Source organism: Myxococcus sp. AS-1-15 (assembly GCF_020037055.1).
Classification (GTDB): domain Bacteria; phylum Myxococcota; class Myxococcia; order Myxococcales; family Myxococcaceae; genus Myxococcus; species Myxococcus fulvus.
In genome coordinates, this window is record NZ_JAIQDF010000011.1 from 246,872 (window position 1) to 262,852 (window position 15,981).

Annotated in this window: 12 protein-coding genes; 9 read left to right on the plus strand and 3 right to left on the minus strand. The window is 71.2% G+C overall.

Annotation, left to right across the window (positions count from 1 at the left end; genetic code table 11):
• The first annotated feature begins 48 nt into the window (after positions 1 to 48).
• The 6 genes from K8625_RS27870 to K8625_RS27895 are packed head-to-tail and all read left to right on the plus strand — an operon-like array spanning position 49 to position 7,312.
• Complete coding sequence (locus K8625_RS27870; RefSeq protein WP_141332955.1) at positions 49 to 531, plus strand: chemotaxis protein CheW; 483 nt, start codon at positions 49 to 51, stop codon at positions 529 to 531.
• The gene (locus tag K8625_RS27875) at positions 528 to 917 is read left to right on the plus strand and encodes a Frizzy aggregation protein FrzB (RefSeq protein WP_223749971.1); all 390 of its coding nucleotides are present in this window, start codon (positions 528 to 530) and stop codon (positions 915 to 917) included. Before K8625_RS27870 ends, K8625_RS27875 begins: the two co-directional genes overlap by 4 nt.
• 5 nt (positions 918 to 922) lie before the next feature.
• Positions 923 to 2,179 (plus strand): methyl-accepting chemotaxis protein, encoded by a 1,257-nt coding sequence (locus K8625_RS27880; RefSeq protein WP_223784405.1) that lies wholly within the window; start codon positions 923 to 925, stop codon positions 2,177 to 2,179.
• A gap of 39 nt (positions 2,180 to 2,218) precedes the next feature.
• Positions 2,219 to 4,495 carry a hybrid sensor histidine kinase/response regulator gene (locus K8625_RS27885; RefSeq protein WP_223784406.1) on the plus strand — a complete coding sequence of 759 codons (2,277 nt, stop codon included), beginning with the start codon at positions 2,219 to 2,221 and terminating at the stop codon, positions 4,493 to 4,495.
• Between the two features lie 34 nt (positions 4,496 to 4,529).
• The gene (locus tag K8625_RS27890) at positions 4,530 to 5,534 is read left to right on the plus strand and encodes a chemotaxis protein CheB (RefSeq protein ID WP_223750040.1); all 1,005 of its coding nucleotides are present in this window, start codon (positions 4,530 to 4,532) and stop codon (positions 5,532 to 5,534) included.
• A complete protein-coding gene (locus K8625_RS27895) occupies positions 5,528 to 7,312 on the plus strand; it encodes a CheR family methyltransferase (protein WP_223749968.1) in 1,785 nt (594 codons plus the stop codon). Before K8625_RS27890 ends, K8625_RS27895 begins: the two co-directional genes overlap by 7 nt.
• A gap of 24 nt (positions 7,313 to 7,336) precedes the next feature.
• On the opposite strand, the gene K8625_RS27900 is transcribed toward K8625_RS27895, so the two are convergent.
• Both K8625_RS27900 and K8625_RS27905 read right to left on the minus strand, forming a co-directional pair.
• Positions 7,337 to 7,657, minus strand: a complete 321-nt coding sequence (locus tag K8625_RS27900; protein ID WP_046713526.1) for a polyhydroxyalkanoic acid system family protein — start codon at positions 7,655 to 7,657, stop codon at positions 7,337 to 7,339.
• A gap of 107 nt (positions 7,658 to 7,764) precedes the next feature.
• Positions 7,765 to 9,228 (minus strand): deoxyribodipyrimidine photo-lyase, encoded by a 1,464-nt coding sequence (locus K8625_RS27905; RefSeq protein WP_223784464.1) that lies wholly within the window; start codon positions 9,226 to 9,228, stop codon positions 7,765 to 7,767.
• Between the two features lie 182 nt (positions 9,229 to 9,410).
• Between K8625_RS27905 and K8625_RS27910 the strand changes: the two genes are divergently transcribed.
• The 3 genes from K8625_RS27910 (at position 9,411) to K8625_RS27920 (ending at position 12,659) form a co-directional block, all read left to right on the plus strand.
• A complete protein-coding gene (locus K8625_RS27910) occupies positions 9,411 to 10,640 on the plus strand; it encodes a hypothetical protein (RefSeq protein WP_223784407.1) in 1,230 nt (409 codons plus the stop codon).
• Positions 10,641 to 10,709: 69 nt separating this feature from the next.
• A complete protein-coding gene (locus tag K8625_RS27915; RefSeq protein ID WP_223784408.1) occupies positions 10,710 to 11,855 on the plus strand; it encodes a DUF1015 family protein in 1,146 nt (381 codons plus the stop codon).
• A gap of 9 nt (positions 11,856 to 11,864) precedes the next feature.
• Positions 11,865 to 12,659, plus strand: coding sequence for a tRNA1(Val) (adenine(37)-N6)-methyltransferase (locus K8625_RS27920; RefSeq protein WP_223749965.1), 795 nt, complete (start codon positions 11,865 to 11,867; stop codon positions 12,657 to 12,659).
• Positions 12,660 to 12,696: 37 nt separating this feature from the next.
• Here K8625_RS27920 and K8625_RS27925 read toward each other — a convergent pair whose 3' ends face one another.
• Positions 12,697 to 15,957 carry a fused MFS/spermidine synthase gene (locus K8625_RS27925; protein WP_223784409.1) on the minus strand — a complete coding sequence of 1,087 codons (3,261 nt, stop codon included), beginning with the start codon at positions 15,955 to 15,957 and terminating at the stop codon, positions 12,697 to 12,699.
• Between the last annotated feature and the right edge of the window lie 24 nt (positions 15,958 to 15,981).

Genomic DNA, 15,981 nt, shown 5'->3' on the forward strand with positions numbered 1-15,981 from the left:
TCGGACGCCTTGACCACGACCTCGACTCCCCTCCAGCGAGCACTCCGGATGGCTCCGGACCGCGCCGTGGCCGTCCAAGCCCGACCGGAGCAGGAGTTCTTCTGCTTCCGGGTGGGAGACCTGCGGCTCGGCGTGCCCAGTGAGAACGTCCTCGAGGTGTTCCGCGCCGGCCTGCTCACCCCCCTGCCGAGGACGCCCTCCTTCATCATGGGCGTCACGGGCCACCGCGGCGAGGTGCTGCCCGTGGTGGACCTCCTGCGCTTCCTCTCCAAGGGCGAGGCGCGCATCGGTCCCCGCACGCGCCTGTTCATCGGCATCACCGGGAGCATCGTCGCCGGGGTCGTCGCCGACACGGTGCTGGGCCTGCGCCGCATCCCCGTGGCGGACATCCTCCCACCGCCGCTGGGCGGTGACGCTGCGGCCGAGCACCTGATGGGCGTGGTGCCGGGCGCCACGCCGCAGGACAGCATCAACCTGCTCAACTTCTCCAAGCTCTTGCAGACGGCCAGGCAGCGCGCGGTGGCCCGATGAACGACGAGTCGCTCGACCTGGAGGAGAAGGTGGAGGAGGTGGACATCCTCTTCTTCGAGATCGGCGGGGGCGTGTTCGGCACGGACGCGTCGCAGGTGCTGCGGATCGATCGCTCGTTGCCGGAGGACATCACCCTGCCGGAGCTGGGCCTGTTGCACCGGGGCAATCGCGCGCTGGTGTTCGACACGCCGGAGGGCGAGGGCCACCTGAAGGTGGACGCCGTCCGGGGCGTGCGCCCCATCCCCGTGACTCAACTTCGCCGCATGCCCCCCACGGCGGGCGCGGCCGCTTATGCCGTCGGTGTGTGCCTGGAAGAAGCCCGCACCGTGTTGCTGATTGACCTGGTGGAGACCGCCAGGACCCGAGGAACTCAAGGAAGGCACTGACCGCAATGTCCCTGGACACCCCCAACGAGAAGCCCACGTCCAAGGCCCGTTCCGCCCGGAAGGCCCCTGCCTCCAAGGCGGCCGGTGCCGCCGCGCCCGCGGCCCCCATCCCCCACAAGGCCTTCACCGACACGCTGTTGACGGTGCTCGCCGGCAACCTCCAGGCCCGCGTCCCCAAGGAGCTGGTGGGCGAGGGCGGCGAGGAGCTGGCCCACCTGCTCAACCAGGTGCTGGACAACTTCGCCAGCTCCGAGCACCGCAAGCACGTGGCGGCGCAGGAGATCGACCAGGCCCTGGACGCGCTCATCAGCCTGGTGCGCGAGGGCGATTTGTCCCGGTGGAACACCACCACCGAGGACCCCCAGCTGGGACCGCTGCTCGAGGGCTTCGGCAAGGTCATCGAGACGCTGCGCACGTTCGTGCGGGAGATCAACGAGGCGGCGCTGAGGCTGTCCTCGTCCGCCAACCAGGTGCTCGCGGCGTCCACGCAGCACGAGACGTCCTCCACGGAGCAGGCCGCCGCCATCCACGAGACGACGGCGACCATGGAGGAGCTCAAGCACGCCTCCGCGCAGATCGCCGAGAACGCGGGCAGCGTGGCGCGCGTGGCCGAGGAGACGCTGGGCGCGGCGCGCGCGGGCCGGGGCGCCATCGGTGAGTTCATCCAGGCGATGCAGCAGATCCGCAGCGACGGCGTCGCGGTGGCGGACTCCATCGCCAAGCTGTCCAAGCGCGTGGAGCGCATCGGCACCGTGGTGGAGGTCATCGACGAGATCGCCGACCGCTCGGACCTGCTCGCGCTGAACGCGGCGCTCGAGGGCAGCCGCGCCGGTGAGGCGGGCAAGGGCTTCTCCATCGTCGCGGCGGAGATGCGCCGCCTGGCGGAGAACGTCCTGGACTCCACCAAGGAGATCAAGAACCTCATCACGGAGATCCGCGAGGCCACCGCCGCGGCCGCGGGCGCCGCCGAGGCGTCCAAGTCCGCCACCGAGTCGGGTGAGAAGCTGGGCGCCGTCGCCGCGCAGGCCGTCGAGGGCATCCTCGCCGGCGTGCAGGAGACGAGCGACGCCGCTCGCGTCATCAACCTCGCCACGCAGCAGCAGCGCACGGCCACCGAGCAGGTGGTGGCGTCCATGGCGGAGATCGAGGACGTGACGCGTCAGACGACGCAGGCGTCGAAGCAGGCGACGGGCGCGGCCGCGGAGCTCACGCAGCTGGCCGCTCGTCTCGCGGAGCTCATCAAGCGCTTCAAGGCCGACTAGCTCTTCCGGGAAGGGGAGGGTGCGCAGCACTCACCGCCCATGGACACCGAGGCTCTCAAGAAATCCCTCCTGAAGAAGTTCCAGGAGGTCACGGCCGACCGCCTCCAGAAGATTCAGCTGGGCGTGTTGGACCTGGAGAAGGAAACCGCGGACCAGGCCGCGGACGACGTCGCGCGCGAGCTGCACACGATGAAGGGAGAGGCCCGCATGCTGGGCCTCGCCGCCATCGGTCAGCTCGCCCACGCGGCGGAGGACGTCCTGCGCGCCGAGCGCGAGGGACGCACGGCCACGGAGATCGCCACGGACGTCATGCTCCGTGCCTGCGACGTCCTGTCGGACCTCATCGAGGACCTGTCCGGTGCCAACACCGGCACGCCCGCCAGCGAGGACATGGTCCGCGCGCTGGCGGAGGTCTCCGGTCAGGCCGCGCCCGCCATCCCCGGCGCGAAGCCCCCGCCGCCCGCGCCCGCCCCCATGGTGGCCGCGCCGGTGCAGGCGCCCGTGGTCCGGGCTCCGGCGGTGGAGGCGCCCGTCATCGCCGCGCCCGTGGCCCATGCTCCCGCGCCCGCGTCGGGCCGCGCGGAGGAGGAGGCCCCGAGCGCCGCCAAGTCGGCCATCGCCGACCGCACCATCCGCGTCAACGTGGAGGTGCTGGACTCGCTGGGGCTGCTCGCCGGCGACCTGCTGGTGGAGAGCGCCCGGGGGCGGCTGCGCAGCTCCGAGACGGAGGAGCTGTTCGAGCGCTTCAGCCGCATGGGCGACCGGTTCCTGCGCCTGGCGGAGGCGCTGGACATCCCGCTGGAGGTGCGCGCGCAGCTGGACCGCGTCGAGAGCGACCTGCACATGCTGCGCGACGATGCGTTCCGCTTCGTGCGGCGCAACGACGACGGCATCAACACGCTGCACGGCAACCTGTCGAAGATGGCGGACCACGTGGCCGAGGCCCGGCTGGTGCCGCTGTCCACGGTGTTCGACGCCTTCCCGCGCGCGGTGCGCGACATGGCGCGCACGCAGACGAAGGAAGTGGACCTGCTCATCGAGAACGCCGACATCGGCGTGGACCGGTCCATGCTGGGCGACGTGCGCGACGCGCTGGTGCACCTCTTGCGCAACTCGGTGGACCACGGCCTGGAGTCCCCGGACACGCGCCAGGCGCTGGGCAAGCCGCAGACGGGCCGCATCCGCATCCGCGTGCGCGTGGACGGCGACATGCTGCACATCGAGGTGGAGGACGACGGGCGCGGCATCGACCCGGAGCGCCTGCGCCAGGTGGCCATCAACAAGCGCCTCATCACCGCGGTGCAGGCCGCCTCGCTGTCGGAGCGCGAGGCCATCGAGCTCATCTTCCGTCCGGGCTTCTCCACCCGCGAGCAGGTCAGCGAGCTGTCCGGCCGCGGCGTGGGCATGGACGTGGTGAAGCGCAAGGTGGAGACGCTCGGCGGCTCCGTCGGCGTCAACAGCCGCATCGGCCGTGGCACCACCATCACCCTGCGGCTGCCCCAGTCGCTCGCGTTGATGAAGGTGCTGCTGGTGCGCCTGGGCGACGACGTCTACGGCATGCCCGCCGCGGACGTCGAGGCCGTGATGCGCGTCAAGCCGGAGGACCGGCTGGAGATCTTCGGCACCCTCGCGGTGCGCCACCGGGGCAAGCCCACGGCGCTCGTCGCGCTGGGGCCGCTGCTCGGCCTCAACGGCGGCAACCGCTTCGACAAGCCGCCGGCCGTCGTCGTGCGCCACGGCGAGGACCACGCGGCGCTGGTCGTCGACGGCTTCGTGGACGAGCGCGAGGTGGCGGTGAAGCCGTGCGGCGGTGAGTTCCTCAAGGGCGCGCCCTTCATCGCGGGCACCGCCGCGCTGGAGGACGGCCGCATCGCCGTGCTGCTGCACGTCCCGGACATCATGGCGGAGGTGCGCCGCATGGCGCGGCCCGTCACCCAGGCTCCGGCCGCCAAGCGGCTCCGGGTGTTGCTGGTGGACGACTCGCCCATTGCCCGCGCCACCGAGGGCGCGCTCGTCAAGGCGCTGGGGCACATGGTGGAGGAGGCGCAGGACGGCGAGGAGGCCTACGGCAAGGTGCAGAACAACACCTACGACCTCATCCTCACCGACGTGCAGATGCCGAAGATGGACGGCTTCTCGCTCGCGCGCAGGCTGAAGTCGACCCCCGCCGTGGCACGCATCCCCGTCATCATCCTGTCGTCGCTCGCCTCGCCCGAGGACAAGCGGCGCGGCCTGGATGCGGGCGCTGACGCGTACCTCGTCAAGGGAGAGTTGGGCGTGGAAGTGCTCGCCCAGGCCATCGATCGGCTGACCTGAGGAGCGGCGTTTGGGCGGACCGGTCGCGGCGGCGATGGCGTTCAGGGTGCTCATGGTGGGCAAGGGGCTGCGCGCGCTCGCGGCCCGGGGCCTGTTCGACGGCGAGTCGCTCGTCCCGGTGGGGCCCGCCGAGGTCGACTTCCCTGGCGCGCTCGTCGCCGTGCAGCGCCACTTCCCGGACGTGGCGCTGGTGGACCTCACCGGCCTGGAGGCGCTGGAGGCCATCGAGCAGGTGATGGCGGGGCGGCCCGTGCCCGTGCTGGCGCTCCACCCCGGGGCCCTCACCGGCCAGGAGGCCTTCCAGGCCATGGCCCTGGGCGCGCTGGACGTGATGGAGCGCCCCGCGATTCCGGGCCCGGAGTTCTGGGCCCACGTGTCGCGCAAGCTGGTGATGCTGGCCCAGGTGAAGGCCGTGCGGCAGACCCAGACGCGCCCCTCGGCGAAGCTGCCCAAGGAGGACCTGCCCGCGCCGCCCTATCCCCTGGTGGCCATTGCCGCCTCCCTGGGGGGGCCCAAGGCGGTCGCACAGGTACTGCGGAAGATTCCACGAGACTTTCCCGCGCCCATCGCCTACTGCCAGCACATCAGCGAGGGTTTCACGGAGGGCCTCGCGCACTGGCTGACGATGGAGACGGCGCTGGGAGTGACGGAGGCGGAGCACGGCATGGTGATGGTGCCCGGGACGGTGTACATCGCCCCGTCGGGCAGTCACCTGTTGGTGCGACCCGAGGGCAGGTTGGAGCTGGACTCGGGGCCCGCGCTCCGTGGATTCCGGCCCTCGTGTGACATGCTGCTCACTTCGGCCGGGGAGTCCTTCGGCTCGCGCTGTGTCGGAGTCATCCTGACGGGAATGGGGCGGGATGGGGCTCGGGGGATGAAGGAGATCCGGGAGCGGGGAGGGCGGACCATCGCCCAGGATGAGAGCACGTCCGCGGTGTGGGGCATGCCTCGCGAGGCGGTGTTGCTCGGGGCGGCGCAGGAGGTGCTGCCGCTGGAGCGCATCGGCCCCACGTTGGTGCAGTGGGTGGAAGCGTGCTGAACGTGAGCAACAAAGTGCTTCAGCAACTGGCCGCGCTCCTCCTGGAGCGCGCGGGGCTGAAGATCACCCCGGATGGGTTCCACAGCCTGCGGCTGGCCCTGTCCACCCGCATGCCCGTGCTCGGCATCGAGGAGCCGGAGCGCTACCTCCAGCGCCTGACGGGCGTGGGAGGCGAGGAGGAGCTGCGCTCGCTGTTGCCCCTGGTGACGGTGGGGCACACGGAGTTCTTCCGCGACGCCAAGCAGTTCCGCGCGCTGGAGAAGAGCGTGCTGCCGGACCTGCTCGCCCGCGCGCGGCGGGAGATGCGCAAGGTGTCCATCTGGTCCGCGGGCTGTGCGACGGGCGAGGAGCCCTACAGCATGGCCATGGTGCTGGCGGAGCTGGGGGCGCTGTCCGCGGAGGTGGACCTGTGGGCCACCGACCTGAACCTGGCCGCGGTGGAGGCCGCCCGGCAGGGGAGGTTCTCGACGCGCCGGAGCATCAGCATCCATCCGGAGCGGCTGGCCCGCTTCTTCCGCCCCGTCGAGGATGGCCACGAGGCGCTGCCCGCGCTGCGTGAGTACATCCGCTTCGATGGACAGAACCTGGCGGTCCCCGTCTTCGACAAGGTCGCGCTGAACTCGCTGGACCTCATCCTCTGCCGCAACGTCATCATCTACTTCGACCTGCCCACCATCCGCGGGCTGATGGACCGCTTCCTGAGCGCGCTCCGGCCCGGGGGGCTCTTGTTCCTCGGGTACTCGGAGAGCCTCTTCAAGGTCTATGACCGCTTCGAGATGATCGAGGTCGACGGCGCCTTCGTGTACCGGCGCCCGCCCAGCGACAAGGGCTACCGTCCGCCGCCCCTGCGCATCCACCCGTACCCCGTCTCCACCGAGCCGCCGGCCCGCGCGCCGGAGCCCGAGCCCTTCTCCCCGGCCGTCTACGCCCGCCCCGCGGTCGAGCTGGCCCAGGGCGCCCGTCCTCGCGCGAGCACCCCGGACACCGCGTCCACCCGAGGTCCCGGCGCGCTCTCCGGTGCCTTCCCGGCCGTGCGCCCGCTGCCCGCCGCGTCCACGACGCAGGCCTCCGGCACGCATCCGCCCGCGACGACGAAGACCAACGACCTGGGCCGTCCCCGCGTCACCGTGGAGCTGCCGGCGGTGAGCGCCGCGGACGCGGTCCGCACGCGTCCCACCGTGGAGCTGCCGGCGGTGTCCGCGCCCGCGCGCACCGTCACCGGTGAGCTTCCCGCCGCCACCGCGTGGCCCAAGCTGCTGCCTCCCGCGGAGCGGCTGGCCATGGCGGTGCGGAAGATGACGCAGGGGGACTTCCCCGCCGCCATCCAGGGCGTGCAGCGCCTGCTGGTGGACGAGCCGAGTGATCTCGACGCGCTGCTCACGCTGGGCAATCTCTACTCGCTCACCGGCCGCATCACCGAGGCGCGGGAGGCGTTCGCCCAGGCCATCCAGCGCGAGCCGCTGTGCGTGGAGGCGCGCGTGTTCGGTGGCGTGGCCGCGCTGCAGGCCGGGGAGCTGCGGGAGGCGCGCTCGGAGCTGGGCAAGGCGCTCTTCCTGGAGCCCACGCTCGCCATCGGCCACTACCTGCTGGCACAGGTGCAGGAGCGCAGCCACGACTCCGAGGCGGCCCGTCGCAGCTACCGCAACGCGATTGCGCAGCTGCGCTTCCCCCAGCGCACGCTGGCGGGGCACTACCCGGAGATGCTGGACTCGGCCGAGGCCATCTCCCGCGCGGCGCGCTATGCGCTCGCCGCGCTGGAGGAGCAGCCTCCGCACTGAGTGTCGCGCGGAGGCGGAGGGCCCTCAGTCCAGCGAGGACTTCACCTGGTCCAGCGACTTGCTGGGGTCCAGCACGGCGCCGAACTTCTTCTGGAGGTAGGACTTGGCCTGCCCGCGCAGGAGCATGCCTGGGTCCGTGCCCTCGCCCTCGACGGCCTTGTCGGTGATGACGAACGAGGCGTCCAACTGGATGCCCATCACCTTGCCGACAATCTTGGCGCCCTCGCCCTGCCAGTCGGCCTTCACTCCGTACTTGCCACCCCAGTACCGGAGGAGCTCCTCGACGCGCTGCTTCACCTGGTCCTTCGGCAGGGAGTGGGGGATATCGAACTTCAGCATGCCCATGGCACGGCTCCTGATTTCAGTGTCCTGGCCATTCGTTTATCGACGCCGGGCCGAGAAGGGAACCGCCGAGTCGCCCTTGAGCGCACGAATGTCAACGGCCCGGCGCATCACTCCTGGACGCGGCGCGAGCGCTTGAGCTTCACCGGCGGATCTCCCGGCCGGCCCCAGCGCGTCATGTAGGGCGCCAGGTTGAACTTCTCCGCCGTGCGCGGCGAGCTCATCGGCCGCACCTTGCCCAGCACCTTGCGCTCCTGGAACGGCCTGTCGTGCAGCCCCAGGACCCACATGAAGTTGGCCACGCTCGCGGGGTCCCTGCCGTCCACCGCGTACTTGTCGTTGAGGTGGGCGATGCGCTTCAGGCCCTCGTCGGGCGTGGCGCTCCACTCGAGGATCTTCTTGCCCCACAGCATGCGCAGGTAGTTGTGGATGCGGCCGCGCTCCAAGAGCTCGCGCTGCGCCGCGTTCCACAGGCCGTCCGCCGTGCGCGCGTGCTCCAGTTGTTCCAGGGAGTACAGGTGCTCGCGCGGGTCCTTCTGGTGGGTGGACAGCGTCTCGCGCGCCCAGCCCGGCAGGGACTCCACGGAGAGCTGCTTGTCCTCGGGCGTGTGGAAGCAGAAGTTGAAGCCCAGCTCGCGCCGCACCAGCAGCTCCTCGAGGAAGCTCCTCACCGCGGGGTGGTCCGTGCCACGCGCGCGGATGGCCGCCCGGGCCGCCTCGCCCGCGAAGAGGTTGCCCCAGTGGAAGAAGGGGGACAGGCCGGACTGGTGCGCGCGGCCGGGGTCATTGCGCTCGGTGTCGTAGCCCTCGAGCTTGCCGTGGAGGAAGGCCTCCAGCGTCTTGAGCGCCGCCTTGCGTCCACCGCGCTCCTCGAGCGCCGCCACCTTGTGGTCGATGTGGAAGGCGGACAGCTCCTGCCGGGCCTGCTTCGCGTCGGCCAGCTCGAAGTCCGGCTCCAGGGCGCGTCCCGCAGCCGCGGCCTTCACCGGACGCGCGCGCAACGTCCGTCCAAGGTACTCGGGCCACAGCTTCTGGAGCTTGGGGCGCAGCGTGTACGCGCCGGCCTGCACCGTGGGGATGCGCTGCATGGGCACCACGCACGAGGCGTCCACCGCGAACAGCGGCACATCCAGGGCCTTGGCCGCGCCTCGCAAGTGGCCGGGGATGATGTATGTGGGGAAGAGGTCGGACACCACCGCCGCCGCGCGCCGTCCCAGCTCCGCCAGTCGGGGGTGATGCTGCTTCGTCGTGCGCGGCAGCTCCAGCCAGTAGGGCAGGCCGCGCGACGCGAAGGCCGACGCGAGGTCCGCCATGCCCTCCAGCGCCCACGCGTGGAGCCGGTCCGATGCATGGGGGTAGTCCGGACGCAGCGCTTGATACACGACGACGGGCAACCCCAGGTGGTTGCCCAGCGCGATGGCCGCATCGAGCGCGTGGTTCTCCTCGGCGCGATGGTTGACCATGCACCAGTACAGGACGAAGTCCCGACGTGAGGAGGGCAGGGGGACATCCTTGATGACGACCACACGAGCGGAGTCGACATCGAGCTCGGACCACGAGAACCCGTTGGGCATGATGTGCACGGATGCCCGAGGTCGCTCCGGGTCGCGAGGGAATTGAAGCAGCCGTGCACGAATGCCGTGCCCGTGACGCTTCGAGCCACCGAGACACACTTCCACCCGCCCAGGTGCGCGCAAAAAACACCACCCGGGCCTGGGTTGTGGTCTTGTGTCGTTTGGACCCAAGGAGTCCTTGCGTGTCACCTCTGCGAAACTGGCTCTGTCTCTGCTCCGTCTTCACGCTGCTGCTCGCGACGCCCGAAGGCGCGCGCGCCCAGGTGGGCTCGTCGTACCCGTCGGAGCCGGCTCCGGCGCAGCCCGCGTATCCTCCGCAGGATCCCGCGCCCTCGACTCCGCCGGAGCCGTCGCCGCTGCCGCCCGTGGACCCGTACGCCGACCCTCGGATGGCCGAGCCGCCGCCGTCGAACACCGTGCCGGCCTCTCCTGCGGACCCGGCGACGATGCCACGCGTGGACAACCCTCCACAAACGTCAGACGTGCCGCGCGCGGACGCGCCGGACCTGCGCCAGTCACCGCTGACGCAGGACGGCACGCCCGCGTCGCTGACGCCGTCGGCCTCGGCCACGCCGCCGCCGTATGTGGACAGCGGCGCCATCCTGGATGGGCGTCAGCGCCTGGGGCCCTTCCTGTCGGGGCCGGGCAGCTTCCGCTTCATCGCGCATCACACCGCGCTGGGCGCGCTGGGTGGCTTCTTCACGCAGGCGTTCGCCAATGACTTCGACTTCGACCAGAGCTCGCGCGAGGCGATGCTGGCCGGCACGTTGATTGGCGCGGGCCTGGGCTTCGGCGCGTCCTCCTGGTGGCAATTCAACAACTGGGTGGACAAGCCCATGGCGTCCTTCACCATCATCAACTCCGGCGTGGGCGGCGCCTTCATGGCCGGCTTCATGGACCTCTTCACCCAGGACGCGGGGGTGCTCACCTGGTCCGCGTTCCTGGGCGCGGAGCTGGGCGCGTGGCTGACGGCGGGGCTCGGCGGCGGGCAGCTCCCGCTGAACGACGGCCTGTTGATCTCCTCCGGCGCGGGGTGGGGCGCGGCCTACGCGGCGCTGCTGCTGGCCGTCATCCACTTCTCCGGAACGGACATCTCCTCGAAGACGTGGCGGGACACGCTGCTGCTCGCGCCGGGCATCGGCGCTGGCGCGCTGGCGCTGGCCACCATGCGCTACAACCCGACGCCCTCGCAGATTCTGCGCGCGGACCTGTTCGGCGCGGGCGTGGGCGCGGCGGTGCTGCTCATCTCCGGCCTGGTGCTGGGCGGCTTCGACCAGTCGACGCCGTACGTGCTGTCCTTCCTCGGCTCCGCGGGCGCCATCACCACGGTGAGCCTGCTGTGGGAGGAGAGCGTGGACCGCTCCGCGCTGAAGTCCGCCAAGGACCGGCCCTACCGCAACGTCTGGTGGTAGACGGCCCGGGGGGCGGGCGAGCATGCGTCGTGGCACCGAGGGGAGGCAGACACCACCTTTCCTCGCGACATGGCGCGCGTCCATCCCTTCACGGCCCTGCTGACCCCGCTGGCTCGGACCCTCGAGCCCAGCGGCTACGTGCCGCGCAGCAACGCGGTGCCCCAGCCTTCCCACGTCCGGCCCCTGCTGGAGGCCGCCAACCCCTCGGCGGAGCTGCGACGCCAGCGGGAGTCGGGCACGTTGCTGCGCGACGCCCGGCCCGCGCTCTACGTGGTGGAGGTCCACAGCCCGGCGGGCAAGCTGGGCGGCCCACCGGTCCGCTACCTGCTGTGCTCGCTGCGGCCGGACGCGGGCACCCCGCTGGAGGATGACCCGTACCGGCCCCGTGCGTGGGAGGCCGAGCCCGCCGTCACGCTGACCGCGGACGACCATGGTGTCTTCCGGGGCCTGCTGGCCGAGGCGAGCGAGCGCTCCACCCTGGTGTGGGAGGGGGACTACGACGGCCACCCGCTGTCGCTGCGCCGCATCGAACCTTCGCCCGTCTCCAAGCGCATCCAGGCCGTGCTGGACGAGGCCCCCATGCGCCCGCTCAGCGCGCTGGCGGAAGGCGGGCCCACGCTGGCCGCGGTGGTGCCCCTGTCGGACCCGGGGCTGGAGGTGCTCCCCATCCACCGCGCGCTCAAGGGCGTGGAGACGTTCAAGGAGGAGACCTTCCTCACCCTCGTCACCGCGTACGCGCGGGTGTACGAACTGGACGAGCCGCTTGACACACCTCGAGGGCTCATCGCCGCGCGGGAGCGGCTGGCGACGCTCATCACCGGGCACCACGCGGTGCTGCTGGTGTTGCCGGGCGGCAGGGGGCGCATCCTGCGCTTCCGACAGGGGTTGGACCTGGCGCACCTGAAGGGCGCGCCGCGCAACCCGACGCTGCGCAGCCTGGACCTGGCGCTGCTCAACGCGCTGGTGCTGAGGACGGTGCTGGGCATCCGCGAGCCCGAGGCGGCGGGACATCCCCAGGTGTTCCCGGTGCAGGGGCTGGAGACGCTGGTGAAGGGGGTGGAGTCGGGCACGTTCCAGGTGGGCTTCGCGCTCAATCCGCCGCCCATCTGGGAGGTGCGCGCGGTGATGGAGGCGCAGGCCACGCTGCCGCCGAGGACACTCCGTGTGGAGCCGTTGCCTCCGGCGGGCCTGCTGTTCCTCGACACGGAAGCGTAGTCCGCCCGCGTGAGGGTGCTGACGCACAGCGCGCCGGACGAGTCGGGGCGCTCGGCGCCGGAGCTCCAGGTGGGGCCCGGCGAGACGTTGGACGCCATCTGTGGCGGAGCGGTGCGGGTGCTCCAGCGCCGGCTGGGCTATCGCTTCACGTTGGACCCGCTGTTGCTGGTGCACTTCGCGGTGTCGGTGGGCGGCGCGGGGCGCGGGCGGCTGATGGACCTGGGCACGGGCTGCGGCATCATCCCGCTGGTGCTCGCCTGTCGGTGGCGCGGCAAGGACCTCCTCGGGCTCGAACTGCAGCCGGGCCTGTTCTCCCTGGCCCGACGCAACGTGCTGCTCAACCACTGCGAGCGCGAGGTGTCGCTGGTGTTGGGGGATTTGCGGCGCGTGGACGAGCAGTTCCCGGCGGGCGGCTTCGCGCAGGTGCTGTGCAATCCGCCCTACCGCGCGCGGGCGACGGGGCACACCAGCCTGTCCACGGAGAAGGCGCTGGCGAGGCATGAGCTCGCGTGCGAGCTGTCGGACGTGTCGAGGGCCGCGGCGCACCTGCTCGAACCCCGGGGAGGGCTGTGCATGGTGTACCCGGCGTCACGCTTCGCGGAGCTGGTGACGGTGCTGCGCGTCTTCGGGCTGGAGCCGCGCGTGGTGCGGTGGGTCCATCCGCGCGCGGACCGGCCCGCGAAGCTGGTGCTGCTGCACGCGGTGAAGGGGGGACCCGCGGAGCTGACCGTCCTGCCACCGTTGGTGGTGCACACCGAGGACGAGCACGCCTTCACGGACGAGGTGCGCGCCATGGTGGTGTGAGGGCGGCCCGGTGTGGGCCGCCCTCGGTGCGTCCGTGCTACGGCGCCGTCTCGGTGGCCTGACCCGGGGCGGTGGGCGCCGCGGGCGTGGGGGCCGCATCCGAGGACTGCTGCACGGGCGCGGGAGTCTCCATCGTCTGGCTCATGAACACGGCCGGGGCCTGGGAGATGAGTCGTTGCAGGTCCGCTTCCGCGTTGAGTGCCATGGGGTGGCCGTGGTGCTCGTAGCAGCGCCGCCGGTCATCCAGCATCTTGCTGTCCCAGACGGTGAAGGGCTCGGTGGGCTCCAGCACGGAGACACACAGGCCCATCCAGTCCACGAGCTTCGCGAGCTCGATGCGGGTCTCCTCGCGCGCCACGGTCAGCGAGTCCGCCGCGAACGGCACGGCCAGCACGTCCACCAGCTTGCGGCCCAGGGCCTTGTCCGTGCGGGCGATGACGGCCAGCTCCGCGAAGATGGAGGAGGTCACCTCGCGCGCCGGCCATGGATTCGTGCGCAGGGCGATGAGTCCTCGCTCGAACAGGGCGGCGGCCTCGGGCAGCTTGCGCTGTCGCATTCGCAGCACACCCTCGAGCAGGTCCGCCTCCACGGGGAGCGTCGCGCGCATGGGCTCGAGATACTTCAGGGCCTCCTCGTCGCCGACACTCGCGAGCACCCGCGCCAGCACCAGCTGTTCGCGCGGGCCCACCGGCTCCCACCGCTCCTTCTTCCAATGCGCGTGGATGGCGCCCAGCTGCCCCTTGTTGAACGCATCGATGATGGGAACCCAGCCCTTCACGACGGAGCTGTTGGCCTCCTCGCGCGACAGCGGGATGGTGTACCAGGCGCGGTTGATGGCCACCCGGTCCCAGTCCACCTTTCCCTTGATGTCCGGACGGCCCGTGCCCAGCACGTTCGTCATGGACCACAGCGTGCGGATGGAGAATCCGGTGTCCCGGCCCAGGCTGCGCGCGAAGGCGAACTCCATGAACGACACGTCGTCCGTGTTGATGAGCTCCTGGCTCTCCTCCGCGACCTTGGCGGTGAAGGCCGGACCGGCCACGAAGCGCGCGAGCACGCCCTCCACCTCGTCCGTGCGCCAGGTGGCGCGCAGCGCGCTGCGGTAGGGCTCTTCGGCGATGCGGGTCCGCATCCTGTCGACGTCGTGGACCAGCGGCTTGCGCGTCGCCACCAGCAGCAGGTCCCCGGAGTGGACCTGCCACGTCTCCACGGCCTCGAACTCCGAGGAGAGCGTGGCATAGGCGCTCTGCACCGTGAGCGCGTCCACTTCATAGGCCTGGAGCCACTGGACGAAGATGCCGCCCTCGGCCAGGCGCTCCTTCACGGCCTGATAGAAGTCGCGCGTGAAGAGGCTGGAGATGCCCGCGCGGTAGGGATTGGACGGCTCGGAGAAGATGATGTCGTAGCGCTGCCGCGTGGTGAGCAGCACCTCGCGCGCGTCGGCGATGAACGTGTGGACCTTGGGGTTGTCCATCACCTTCTGGTTGACCGCCTCGCATCGCCGCGCGACGTCGAGGATGGCGGGCTCGATCTCCACCACGTCCACGCGCTCCATGCCCGGCACGGCGCCCAGCCATCCCGCGGTGCTGCCGGTTCCCAAGCCGATGACGAGCGAGTTGCGGGCCTCCTGATGGAGCAGGGCGCCCAGCAGCCCGCTCATCACCTGGGTCGGCGCATCACCGATGGCGTTGCCGTCCGACTTGCCGTTGACGATGAAGGACAGGCCGTTGTCGGAGTTGAGCGCGACGCTGCTCTCGACGCCATCCTTCTCCCACACGATGCCGCGCGACTTGCTGCGCACCCATGCATCGATGTGGTTGAGCGTCGGGTTGGCGAGCGCGGCGCGTCCGGCGCCCACGCTCCCGTGCCGCCACGCCGCGGTGGGGCCCTGGGTCGACAGCAGCACCAGCGCGAGCACGGCGACGGAGACGGGAACGAACAGCGCCGGCACCTGGCGCTCCAGCTTCAGCGACAGCACCGCGGACGCGAGGCCCAGCACGGCGAGGATGCCCGCGACGAGCTGCCAGGTGACCGGCGCGCTCATCAGCGGAATCACACCGAAGCCCCCCGCCAGGGAGCCGACGATGGAGCCCACCGTGTTCCAGGCATAGACCTGGCCCACCTGCTTGCCCACGTCCTGACTGCCCTTGCCCACGAGCGCGAGCAGCAGCGGGAACTGCACGCCGGAGATGAACGCGGCGGGGAGGATGACCACCGAGCCCACCAGCGCCCAACCCAGCATCATCCCGCCGAAGCCGGCGCCGCCCAAGGGGCGTAGCAGCGCGGCGAACACCGCGAGCCTGTCTCCCAGCGCGAAGGGCAGGGCGATGAACGCGGCCTCCAGGGCACACGTCAGCGCGAAGCCCGACAGCGTGGCCGGCCGATGCCGGAAGACGATGGAGTAGGCCGCGCCACCCAGGCCGATGCCGAGCAACGCCATGGCCAGGATGAGGCCGAAGGTGAAGGTGGTCCCGCCCAGGATGGGGCCCAGCATCCGGTACCAGACGAGCTCCATCAGGAGGAACGAGAAGCCGACGAGCAGGGCCGCCACCAGCGCGAACATGGACGACGGCGTCGCGCGCGCCACGGAGCTCGAGGGCTGCGCCACCGGTGCGGCGACGACGTCAGCAGCGACGGGCGCGGCGGAGGGCTCGGACGCGGCCTGGGGCTTCGCCGTCGCGGCCTCCGGCTCCATGGAGCGGCTCACGCTGCGCGCGCAGATGGCGACGGCCGCGTTGAGGAGGCAGGCGATCCACAGCGTGGTGCGGTTGCCGTACACCTCCAGCATGAAGAAGGTGGACAGCGTCGCGCCGGTGACGGCGCCCAGCGTGTTGACGCCGTAGAGGATGGCGAGGTGTCGACGCGCGGGGTCCTCATCCGACTGCACCGCGCGCGCGGCGGCCGGCAGCGTGCCGCCCATCAGCACCGTCGGCACGGCGAGCACGAGCGTGGAGAGCACCAGCCGCGCCACGCTGCCGCCGAAGAGCCCCAGGCTGGGCGTGCCGCCGACGCCGATGTAGGCCGCGCGCGCCAGCTCCACCAGGAACGGGCTCAAGCCCGCGCTGGCCGCGATGAGCAGCTCCAGGTTGGCGTAGTAGTTCAGCGGGCGTGGGTTCCGGTCCGCGCGCGCGCCGAGGAGCACACCGCCCAGTCCCAGCCCCGCCATGAAGATGGCCAGCACGGCCGCCGACGCCGCGGTGCTGGCGCCGAAGATGAGACGGAACTCCCGCAGCCACACCGTCTGGTAGACAAGGGCGCAGAGCCCCGAGCCGAACAGCAACGGGGCGACCCTCGACACACGTGAAATCATCAATCGGTTCTC